This is a genomic window from Micromonospora sp. M51 (assembly GCF_018070305.1).
GTDB classification, from domain to species: Bacteria; Actinomycetota; Actinomycetes; order Mycobacteriales; family Micromonosporaceae; genus Micromonospora; species Micromonospora parva.
The window spans coordinates 1-3,748 of the sequence record NZ_JAGPXZ010000619.1 but is presented as its reverse complement, the minus strand read 5'-3'; the positions used below and the strand labels follow the sequence as shown (position 1 = coordinate 3,748).

Sequence of the window (3,748 nt, the reverse complement as noted above, 5' to 3'; positions counted from 1 at the left end):
CCGCAACCCGGCCCCGAGCCCCACTCCCCCCAGAGAAGCAAGCTCAGCCAACGACGGAGAACAACCGCCGCCGCGCCCCCAGCAACGCGACGGAGGCCAGCACCAGCCCGACCCCCATGGTGACCAGCAGCGGGCTGGGGCTGCCCGGCAGCAGCCCGACCACCGACCGCGCCGCGGTGCCCAGGGCCAGGTAGAGACCGGCCCAGGCGGCCGCGCCGAGCGTCGCGCAGCCGAGAAATCGACGGTACGACATCCGCAGCCCGCCGGCGGCCAGTGGCAGCAGCGCGTTGAAGACGGGCAGGAACGGCGCGACGACCATCATCCGACCGCCGCCGCGGCGCAGGATGCCTTCCGCCGCGGTCCAGCGGGGCTCGCCGATCCAACCGCCAAGGCGGCTGTGGCGCAGCCGGTCGGAGTAGCGACGGCCGATCAGGAAGCTCAGCGACCAGCCCGCCAGGCAGCCGACCAGCACCGCGGCGAAGGTGGCCAGCCCGGTGCTCGGGCGGCCGACCCCGACGGCGGCGAGGATCGGGGTACGGCGTCGAAGAGCATGACGAGCCCGAGCGCGCCCATCAGCAGCAGAACCGGTAGTTCTCCGATCTGGGCCACCCATTGCGTCATGCGTCGACGCTATGGCCGCCGCGCCACTTCGGACATCGGGTCGTAGCCCCCAGTGACCCCTGGTATCCCACTCGGGGTCGTCCCTGAGTCGGGGGTTTCCGCCTCAGGCGGGGCGCAGCACCTGCACGTGACGCAGCGACGAGTCGACGGAGGGTTCGGTGGTGGGCACCGGGTAGTCGGCCAGCACGGCCAGGCGGTCCGCCGGTAGGTGTCCGCGGCCGGGGTCGCCGACCAGCACGTCGGCGCCGGCGGCGGCGGTCCGTTGCAGGAAGGGCAGCATCCGGTCGGCCATCGCGCGGTCGTAGAAGACGTCCCCGGCGACCACCAGGTCGGCCTTCGGCTCGGTGCTGTCGAGCAGATCGTCGCCGGTGGCGTCGACGGCGACGTGGTTGGCCCGCGCGTTGAGGGTGACGGCGGCGACGGCGTACGGGTCGATGTCGTTGGCGATGACCTCCGCGGCGCCGGCCAGCGCGGCGGCGATGGCCACCAGCCCGGACCCGGCGGCGAGGTCGAGCACCCGGCGACCGGCGACCAGCTCGGGGTGGTCCAGCAGGTGGCGGGCCAGGGCCTGTCCGCCGGCCCAGGCGGACGCCCAGTACGGCGCCGGCAGCGCGTGCCCGGCGGTCGCCTCCATCCGGGCCCACCAGACGATCGCGTCCTCGGCCAGGTGCAGCCGCACCTCGGGGACGAAGGGGGTGGGCATCAACCGGAGTCTGTCCAGACCGGAACCGGGCGTGCCGACCTCGCGTTCCAGCTCGGTCAGCGCGTCGGCTTCGGCACTTCTCATCGGCGCAAGCATGCCCCAGCGGCGGTTGGTCGGGGCGACTTTCACGTGCCGCCGCGCAGAGTTCACCCGAGTTCGCTCGAAGACCTACGGCACTTCGGCCAGCGGATCGGGGTTTTGCCCGTTACTGTCGAACAGGTACGGGCGATCATCGGCCAGAGGCCGGGGGTCAGCCGCTTTGAACAGGGAGAGATGCATGGCAACCGGCACGGTTAAGTGGTTCAACTCGGAAAAGGGCTTCGGCTTCATCGAGCAGGACGGTGGAGGGCCGGACGTGTTCGTCCACTACTCCGCCATCGCGACGAGCGGCTACCGGGAGCTCAACGAGGGCCAGAAGGTCGAGTTCGAGGTGACCCAGGGGCAGAAGGGTCCGCAGGCGGACAACGTCCGCCCGATGTAGCTCCGTGCCGGTGACGGCGGCCGGTCTCCGGCCGCCGTCGCAGCGCACTCAAGACGACGCCGGGGCGGCGGGCAGGTCCCGCCGCCTCCGGATCGGCCCCACCAACAGAATCAACGGGGTGAGCGCCAACCAGGCGGTCATTCCGACAATTGCCGTCTGGACGCCGTACCGTGCGCCGATGGCACCGGCCAGCACGGCCGCCAGCGGAATCGTGCCGTAGTTGAGCAGGTGCATGCTCACCGTCACCCGGCCCAGCAGGTGGTGCGGCGTGTAGGTCTGCCGGAAGGCGCCCTTGACCACGTTGCCGATGGCCACCCCGAGGCCGATCAGCAGGCCACCGAGCGCCGGCCAGGCCAGCCCGATGCCGGGTGCGGCGAGTGGGATGAGCAGCGCGGGTGGGCCGGTGAGCGCCGCCGCGACCAGCAGCGCCCGCGCGGTGCCGCAGCGGCGGGCCACCGTGGTGGCGAACAGCGCGCCGATGATCCCACCGGCGCTCATCACGGCGATCAGGACGCCCACCAGGCCCGGTTCGAGACGCAACTCACGGACCAGGAAGACCACCAGCACGGCCTGGTAACCGGTCAGCCCGATGTTGCTGGCCGCGCCGAAGACCGTCAGCACCCGCAGGTACGGGTCTCGGGCGACGAAACGCAGCCCCTCAGCGATGTCACGGCGCAGTGACCGGGACTGGTCCACTCGGCGAATGCGCGGTTCGACGGTGCGGATCCGCAGCAGGCACACCGCGGAGACCAGGAAGCTGATCGCATCCAGCAGCAGAGCGGCGACCGCACCGATGAGCTGGGCGATCAGACCTGCGACGCCGGGGCCAACGACATAGCTCGCGGTCTGGGCGGCGTGCAGCTTCGCGTTGCCCTCCGGCAGTTGCTCGGGTCGCAGCAGCACCGGCAGGTACACCTGGTCGGCTGTCTCGAAGAAGACCCGGGCCACGCCGGCGCTGAGTGCCACCAGCAGCAGGTGCCAGACGGTGAGCCGGTCGAGTGCGGCGGCGAGCGGCACGCTGAGGAAGAGCAGCGCGCGGAGCAGGTCGCACGCCACCATCACGGGTCGGCGGGGCAGCCGGTCGACCCACGCGCCGGCCGGCAGGCCGATCAGCAGCCAGGGCAGCCAGGCCGCGGCGGTGAGTACCGCCACCTGGAAGGTGTCGGCGTCCAGGACGGCGACCGCGACCAGCGGAAGCGCGACAGTGGTGACGTTGCTGCCGATGCTGCTGACCGTCTGGCCGGTCCAGAGCAGCCGGAAGTCGCGGTGCCGCAGCAGCCCGCCGGTCTTCCGGACGTCAGTGGGGTCGCTGCGGGTGGCGGCGGTCACGGTCGCGCCGGCACGCCGTGGACGAACACGAAGACCGGTCTGCGGTCGGCGTCGTCGTCGGGCAGGTCCCGGTTGGCCCAGCGCGTGAGGACGGCGATCATCTCGCGGCTCAGCTCGGCCAGTTCCTCGGGCGTGAGGCGCAGCCAGTGGTCGGTGGAGAACGCAGCGTCGTTCCAGGTGGCCTGCTCGGCCTCGTCGGCGGCGTGCCCTGCGCGGGCCAGGGCGACGTGCCGGTCGAGGTTGAGCGAGGTGGCGGCGTCGGCGACCGCGCGGGAGGCCGGGTCGGTGTCGAAGTCGGTGTTGGACCAGCGCAGCCCTCGGGTGACCAGGCGCCACCACCGTTCGCGCCGGTCCCGGGCCAACTCGGGCGCCTCGGTGACCAGGTCGGCGGCGGCGAGGACCTTGAGGTGGTGGCTGACATTCGCGGGGGCCTGGTCGGTGCGCTCGGCGAGCAGGCCGACGGTGGAGGGTCCGTGGACCTTGAGCACGTCCATCAACCGGCGGCGCAGCGGGTGGGACATGGCGGCCAGCACCCGGGAGTCGGTGATCTGGCGTACGTCGGAGCGTTCCATGACGCCATCGTCACATCCGCAACACCTGTTGCGCAATGACTA

Annotated in this window: 4 protein-coding genes and 1 pseudogene; 1 reads left to right on the top strand and 4 read right to left on the bottom strand. The window is 71.9% G+C overall.

All coding sequences use genetic code 11. The features are described 5' to 3' along the window. Positions 1 to 88: 88 nt before the first annotated feature. Both KBX53_RS25690 and KBX53_RS25685 read right to left on the bottom strand, forming a co-directional pair. Positions 89 to 621: pseudogene (locus tag KBX53_RS25690) on the bottom strand (DedA family protein); the annotation flags it as partial. A 103-nt stretch (positions 622 to 724) separates the two neighbouring features. Next, positions 725 to 1,420, bottom strand: a complete 696-nt coding sequence (locus KBX53_RS25685; RefSeq protein WP_030338024.1) for a methyltransferase — start codon at positions 1,418 to 1,420, stop codon at positions 725 to 727. Positions 1,421 to 1,601: 181 nt separating this feature from the next. Between KBX53_RS25685 and KBX53_RS25680 the strand changes: the two genes are divergently transcribed. Further along, positions 1,602 to 1,805 (top strand): cold-shock protein, encoded by a 204-nt coding sequence (locus KBX53_RS25680; protein WP_007072071.1) that lies wholly within the window; start codon positions 1,602 to 1,604, stop codon positions 1,803 to 1,805. Positions 1,806 to 1,853: 48 nt separating this feature from the next. On the opposite strand, the gene KBX53_RS25675 is transcribed toward KBX53_RS25680, so the two are convergent. Together KBX53_RS25675 and KBX53_RS25670 are read right to left on the bottom strand one after the other, a co-directional pair. Then, complete coding sequence (locus KBX53_RS25675; RefSeq protein WP_210862089.1) at positions 1,854 to 3,134, bottom strand: MFS transporter; 1,281 nt, start codon at positions 3,132 to 3,134, stop codon at positions 1,854 to 1,856. Then, positions 3,131 to 3,706, bottom strand: coding sequence for a helix-turn-helix transcriptional regulator (locus KBX53_RS25670; protein WP_210862087.1), 576 nt, complete (start codon positions 3,704 to 3,706; stop codon positions 3,131 to 3,133). The genes KBX53_RS25675 and KBX53_RS25670 overlap by 4 nt, the downstream gene beginning before the upstream one ends. Positions 3,707 to 3,748: the final 42 nt, after the last annotated feature.